This window comes from uncultured Rikenella sp. (assembly GCF_910579375.1).
Lineage (GTDB): Bacteria > Bacteroidota > Bacteroidia > Bacteroidales > Rikenellaceae > Rikenella.
Window position 1 is genome coordinate 1 of sequence record NZ_CAJTUJ010000109.1, and the last position, 6,599, is coordinate 6,599.

At 60.4% G+C, this 6,599-nt stretch carries 4 protein-coding genes; 1 reads left to right on the plus strand and 3 read right to left on the minus strand.

Annotated elements, in window-relative coordinates; genetic code table 11:
* Window positions 1-586: 586 nt before the first annotated feature.
* Window positions 587-3,001: an alanine racemase gene (gene alr / locus QZ302_RS07950; protein ID WP_294594282.1), complete on the minus strand. Its 2,415-nt coding sequence runs from the start codon at window positions 2,999-3,001 to the stop codon at window positions 587-589.
* A gap of 89 nt (window positions 3,002-3,090) precedes the next feature.
* Window positions 3,091-3,633, minus strand: a complete 543-nt coding sequence (locus QZ302_RS07955; protein ID WP_294594283.1) for an RNA methyltransferase — start codon at window positions 3,631-3,633, stop codon at window positions 3,091-3,093.
* Between the two features lie 277 nt (window positions 3,634-3,910).
* Here QZ302_RS07955 and QZ302_RS07960 point away from each other — a divergent pair, with 277 nt between their 5' ends.
* Window positions 3,911-6,127, plus strand: coding sequence for a sodium-translocating pyrophosphatase (locus QZ302_RS07960; RefSeq protein ID WP_294594284.1), 2,217 nt, complete (start codon window positions 3,911-3,913; stop codon window positions 6,125-6,127).
* Window positions 6,128-6,350: 223 nt separating this feature from the next.
* Here QZ302_RS07960 and QZ302_RS07965 read toward each other — a convergent pair.
* A partial coding sequence (locus QZ302_RS07965) for a hypothetical protein (RefSeq protein WP_294594285.1) occupies window positions 6,351-6,599 on the minus strand: 249 nt, incomplete at its 5' end.

Here is a 6,599-nt window from a genome sequence, read left to right on the forward strand (position 1 = left end):
AACCAAGTACTGTCCGTAGATACCGTTCGTGGCGGACGACCAACTGTAACCATAGCTGCCGACGTATCTGGCTGCACCTTCAGCACCACCTCGTCCATAGTCGCGGAAGCCCGGGGCGGGGTACCAGGCGAGCGGGGTTCCCGCGCCAGAGGTGCTTACCTTGTAGAGACGACCGTTAGTAGCCTTGTAATGGCCTGAGCCATAAGACTCTCCAGGAACCCCATCCGAGTAGTACGGGAAAGTCCCATTTAACGGCGTGGTGGCGTCCCGCGTAAAGTCAGACCAAAGAAAGGGTGTGTTTAGGGTAGAGGCGGCCTTGTATTTATTTAGGGTAGACCCAGCCAGTTGCTTGGGGCAGAGGCTGCCAGTAGAACGCCTTGTGGGCGCGTTTATTCTGAGAGGCAACGCAGCTGAAAACCGAAAGCGCGGTTGTCCGAAGTGCTCGGATAGAGATACTGTGTGTAAAAACCCAAGAACACCCTGTTAGTCCCGTTGATCGTGGAACCCCAGCTGTACCCGCCATTGCCGATAAACCGTAGCGCGCCCGTTTCCCGATGGCGGTAGCCCGGGCGCCCGCAGAGAGCGATTACTCGCGCACGTAAATCCGCTTGATGCGTGCCGATATCGACGTGAGCACCTCATACGAGATCGTTCCGAGCACCTGCGCCACCTCGCGAATCGTCGGCCGGTCGCCGAAGATGACCACCTCGTCGCCCACCTGCGCTTCCGGAACTCCCGAAATGTCGATCATGCAGGTGTCCATGCAGATATTCCCGATCGTCGGACACAGCACGCCCCGGATCGAGACCGAACCTGCTCCGCGTCCCAGCCGGCGATCCATCCCGTCGGCATAACCGATCGGAATCGTCGCCGTGCGCATCGGTGCCGTCACCACCCCGCGCCGGTTGTAGCCCACCGTCTCTCCCGCCGCGAGCTCCTTGATCTGCACGATCTGGGTCTTGAGCGTCGCCGCCACCTGCAGCGTCGGGTCGTCGATGCCGTAGAGTCCCACGCCGAGACGCACCATGTCGAAATGGGCTTCCGGAAAGCGGGCGATTCCCGCGCTGTTGCAGATGTGGCGCAGGATCGAACGGTCGCCGAGCGATTCGACAATCTCCGAGCTCATCTCGTCGAAGAGGCGGATCTGCCGGCGGGTGAAGCCGTCTTCAGCCGGGTCTTCCGAGGCGGCGAGGTGCGAAAAAATCGAACGCACGCGCACGGCTTTCTCCTGTCGCAGCATGGCGCACAGCTCGGCGATCTCTTCCGGAACGAATCCCAAGCGGTGCATGCCGGTGTCCATCTTCAGGTGGATCGGCGCCGAGGCCATCCCCCGGCTGCGCACCTCGTCGGCATAGCTTTTCAGCGAGGCGAACGAGTAGATCTCCGGTTCGAGACCGTAGTCGGCCATCACGGCGAAGCTCCCCGGGTCGGAGTTGAGCACCACGATCGGCAAGTGGATTCCCGCCTCGCGCAGGGCGATCCCCTCGTCCGCAAAGGCGACCGCCAGATAGTCCACTCCCTCGTGCCGCAGCATCGACGCAATCTCGGCCGATCCCGTTCCGTAGGAGTAGGCCTTGACCATCGCCATCACCCGTGTTCCGGGTCGGAGCATGGCGCGGAAATGGGCCAGGTTGGCTGCTAAGGCGTTCAGGTTCACCTCCAATGTGGTCGTGTGGGTACGTTTTTCCAGCAGCCGCGAGATGCGCTCGAAGCCGAACGCCCGGCCTCCCTTGACCAGAATGGCGCTCCCGGCGAAACGTTCTTTGTCCGTGTGGCGCAGGAAGTCGTCCGTCGTGGCGTGGAAACGGGCCTGTTCCGGACGGAGTCCGGCCGCGGTCAGGAATCGTCCGGCCGCGGCGGCGAGCTCCGGGCCGATGCCTACGAAGTCGTCGATCCGGTGTTCGCGCACGCGGCGGGCTACTTCGTCGTAGAGCTCCTGTCCGGGTCTGCCGGCCTGGCGGATGTCGGACAGTATCAGTACTTTCGACCGCTCGCCGGCGGTCTGGCCGAGGTAGTCGAGGGCGATGCCCAGCGAGGTCAGGTCGCTGTTGTAACTGTCGTTTACTACCAGGCTGCCCAGAATCCCTTCCCGCAGCTCCAGCCGCATGGCGACGGGCTGCAGCTCGGTGAAAGGCTTGTGCGGCAGCCCCATCGCGCGATAGAGCGCGTCGACCAACGCCGCGTTCTGGAGCGACGCGGCGTCGTGGAACGGAAAATCGTCGGAGTTCCGAATCGCTTTCAGGCCGGATTCGTTATCGTACACTCTCCGGCCCGCTCCGTTGCAGCTCCGGCGGACGGTTTCCGGGACGATCGAGCCGTCCGCCGGATAGATAATCGTCTCGGCGTGGGTAAAGAGCCGGAGTTTTTCGTCCAATTTCTGCTGTTCGGAGGCGAAATTTTCGCCGTGCGCCTCGCCGATGTTGGTCACCAGGCCGATCTGCGGTCGGATCATCGCTTCCAACCGCTCCATCTCGCCGGGACGGGAGATGCCGGCTTCGATCACCACCCACTCTTCGTCCCCTTCGATCATCAGCAGCGACAAGGCGACCCCTAACTGCGAGTTGTAGCTTCGCGGGCTCCGCAGCAGCCGGCCGGCAGCCTCGGGCCACAGCTGGGCGATCCACTCTTTGACGACGGTTTTGCCGTTGCTGCCGGTGATGGCGACGACGATGCCCCGGTATCGGCTCCGGTGGTCGGCGGCCAGCAATTGCAGAGCGGCCAGCGGATAGGCGACCTCTACGAACGAGGCGTCGGGGAGCGGCGTGTCGGGCATTCGTTCGACCACGAAGGAGCGCACGCCGCGCCGGTAGAGCTCCGGAATATAGCGGTGTCCGTCGTGATTGGGCCCGACGAGGGCGACGAACAGGGCGGTGTCGGGTTGGGCGATGCTGTTCCGGCTGTCGGTGACGATGTGGGTGAAACGGCGATCCGGGCCGTGCAGCGTACTGTCCGACCGGTGGTCGCGGGCGAGGCGGACGAGGTGGGAGAGGGTGTAGTCCATAGTGAGGAGGCGAGGGCCGAGGCGATTTCTCAACGGCTTTACAAAAGTAGGGTTTTGCGGCTAAATGCGGTCGAAAAAATGTCGCTGTTTCAGCGGCGTCCGAACCGTCGGAAGAATTCCCACAGCACGATGCCGCCGCTCACGGCTACGTTCAGCGAGTGTTTGGTGCCGACCTGTGGAATTTCTAACGCTCCGTCGCACAGATCGACCACTTCCTGTCCGACGCCTTCCACTTCGTTGCCGAAGACGATGGCGAAATGCTCCTCTCCGGGCTGCTCTGCGGGGCTCCAGCTCGACAGTAGGGTCGCTCCGCGGACTTGTTCCACGACGATCAGGGTATAGCCTGCGGCGCGCAGCTGTTCCACGGCGTCGGTGCTGTTCGCGGCGTATTCCCAGGCGACGGTCAGCTCGGCTCCCAGGGCGCTTTTGTGAATCTCGCGGGAGGGGGGCTGGGCGGTGATGCCGCACAGTACGATCCGCTCGATGCCGAAGGCGTCGCCTGTCCGGAAAAAGGCGCCTACGTTGGCGGCGCTCCGCACGTTGTCGAGGACGACGACGACGGACATCTTGGGTTGTCGGGCGAAGTCCGAGGGGGCGGGACGACCCAATTCTTCGTTTTTCAACTTTTCCATATCGTTCAGTATTAAAAACGATCGGTTATTCTGCATCTCGTTCATTGGGTTGGAGGGTACTGTTCTTTTTAACTTCGCTGCGCTCGTTTTCCTCCTCGCCGCTCGGCTCTTCAGAAAAGGTACGGTTCCATCCGGCTCGAAGAACAGCGTGCGAAAAACCGATTGATTTTTGATAGAGAGCAAAAATAGGAGGAAAAGTCGAGAGCAGGAGGCGGTCGAAAGAAAAAAATGTCTATCTTTCAGACACCAAACAGAGCTCATTCAAAAACAACCGCTTATGAATACAGACATACCTCAGATTTTCTGGCTCGTACCGGGTGCAGCCTTGTTGGCCCTCGGGTTTGCCCGGTATTTTTTCGTGCACATGAAACGGCAGAGCGAAGGGAACGAGACCATGCAGACCATCGCCGCCCATGTTCGGAAAGGCGCGATGGCTTATCTGAAACAGCAGTATAAGATCGTCGGGATCGTTTTTCTGGTGTTGTGCGCCTTTTTTGCCGTACTGGCCTATGGGTTCGGCGTCCAGAACCCGTGGGTGCCGTTTGCGTTTCTGACCGGCGGTTTCTTCTCGGGTCTCGCCGGATTCATCGGCATGAAGACTGCGACGTACGCTTCGGCCCGGACGGCGCAGGCCGCTTCCGAATCGCTGAACCGTGGGCTGAAAGTCGCTTTCCGCTCCGGGGCGGTGATGGGGCTTGTGGTGGTAGGCCTGGGGCTGCTGGATATCTCTGCCTGGTACTTGGTGCTCGAGTGGTTCTATGATGATATCACCACTACTCAGAAGCTTGTGATTATCACCACTACGATGCTGACCTTCGGGATGGGTGCTTCGACCCAGGCTCTGTTCGCGCGTGTCGGGGGCGGGATCTATACCAAGGCAGCGGATGTGGGAGCCGATTTGGTGGGGAAAGTCGAGGCCGGGATTCCGGAGGATGACCCGCGGAATCCGGCTACGATTGCCGATAATGTGGGCGACAATGTCGGTGACGTGGCCGGGATGGGGGCAGACCTCTATGAAAGCTACTGCGGCTCGATACTGGCTACGGCGGCGCTGGGGGCTTCGGCTTTCGCGCTCGCGCCGGAGATGCAGCTGCGGGCGGTGCTCGCGCCGATGCTGATTGCCGCTGTCGGGATTCTGTTGTCGATTATCGGGATCTATCTCGTGCGGACGAAAGAGGGGGCGTCGATGAAAAACCTCCTCAGCGCGTTGGGGCTGGGGGTGAACACCAGTTCGCTGCTCATTGCCGTGGCTACGTTCGTGATCCTCTATCTGCTGGGGCTGGAAAACTGGCTCGGGATTTCGTTCTCGGTGATTGCGGGGCTTGTGGCCGGGATCATTATTGGCCAGTCGACGGAATACTACACTTCGCAGTCGTATAAACCGACCCGGAAAGTGGCCGAAAGTTCAAAAACGGGGCCGGCGACGGTGATTATCTCGGGAATCGGACTCGGGATGCTCTCGACGGCGATTCCGGTGATGACGATTTGTGTGGCGATCGTGCTGGCTTTCCTGTGTGCCATCCGGTTCGACGTGGCGAACATGCTGACGGCTCAGAACTTGGCTTTGGGGCTCTACGGGATCGGGATCGCGGCGGTCGGGATGCTCTCGACGCTGGGAATCACGCTGGCGACGGATGCCTACGGGCCGATTGCGGACAATGCCGGCGGGAATGCCGAGATGAGCGGTCTCGGGGCGGAGGTGCGCAAACGGACGGATGCCTTGGATGCGCTGGGGAATACCACGGCGGCGACGGGCAAGGGCTTTGCGATCGGTTCGGCGGCCCTGACGGCGCTGGCCCTGATGGCTTCGTACCTGGAGGAGATCAAGATGGGGCTGCAGCATATCGGCGTCAAGACCATCGAGGTGCTGGGTAATGCGGTGCCGGTCGAGGCGGCTACGTTGCCTGACTTTATGGAGTACTATCAGGTGAATCTGATGAATCCGAAGGTCTTGATCGGGGTCTTTATCGGTTCGATGATGGCTTTCGTTTTCTGTGGGTTGACGATGAACGCCGTGGGGCGGGCGGCGCAGAGTATGGTTGAGGAGGTTCGCCGGCAGTTCCGTGAAATCAAAGGGATTCTGACGGGCGAGGCGACGCCGGACTATGCACGCTGTGTGGCGATTTCGACCAAAGGGGCGCAGCGGGAGATGCTGTTGCCGTCGATTCTGGCTATCGTGGCTCCGATCGTGACGGGGATCGTGTTCGGTGTGGCGGGGGTGTTGGGGCTGTTGGTCGGCGGATTGGGTGCGGGGTTCGTGCTGGCGATCTTTATGGCCAACTCGGGCGGTGCGTGGGACAATGCCAAAAAGTATATCGAAGAGGGGAATCTCGGCGGTAAGGGTTCGGATGCTCATAAGGCTACGGTGGTGGGCGATACGGTGGGGGATCCGTTCAAGGATACTTCCGGGCCGTCGCTGAATATTCTGATCAAGCTGATGAGTATGGTGGCGATTGTGATGGCGGGTTTGACCGTGGCATTCAGTATTTTGTAGTACGTGTTTTTGAAATTAGGCTCCTCTCCCGAAACTTCGACACGAAGTTTCGGGAGAGGAGTTTTTGTAGTTGGGGTAGAGGAGTCTTGAGATTTGGGCTGAGGCTGGTAGTGGAAATGCGTAAGCATTTTCCGTCCACGGGACGTGGGGCCTGGCCGGCCCGAGGCCAGTTGCAGGCGGGATAAAGCTCGACCCGCGCGCGACTGCTGGAAAAGGGAATCATTCAAACGCGTGGCTCGCGTTTGAATAAGATTTCCGTCAGCGCGCGGACAAAGAGTTGGGCCGTCGGCCGCTGGAGGATGCGAAGCATCCGTCTAAAGTTTTTTTGTTCTTTGTTGTTCACAACCGACGCTGCCGGCGAGTGCAATGCAAACGCAGTTTGCAAAGTGCCGAGCGGCGAGGAGGAAAACGAGCGGAGCGAAGTTAAAAAGAACAGTTCCGGCCGGGGCAATGACCAGATCGCGCAGGCGCG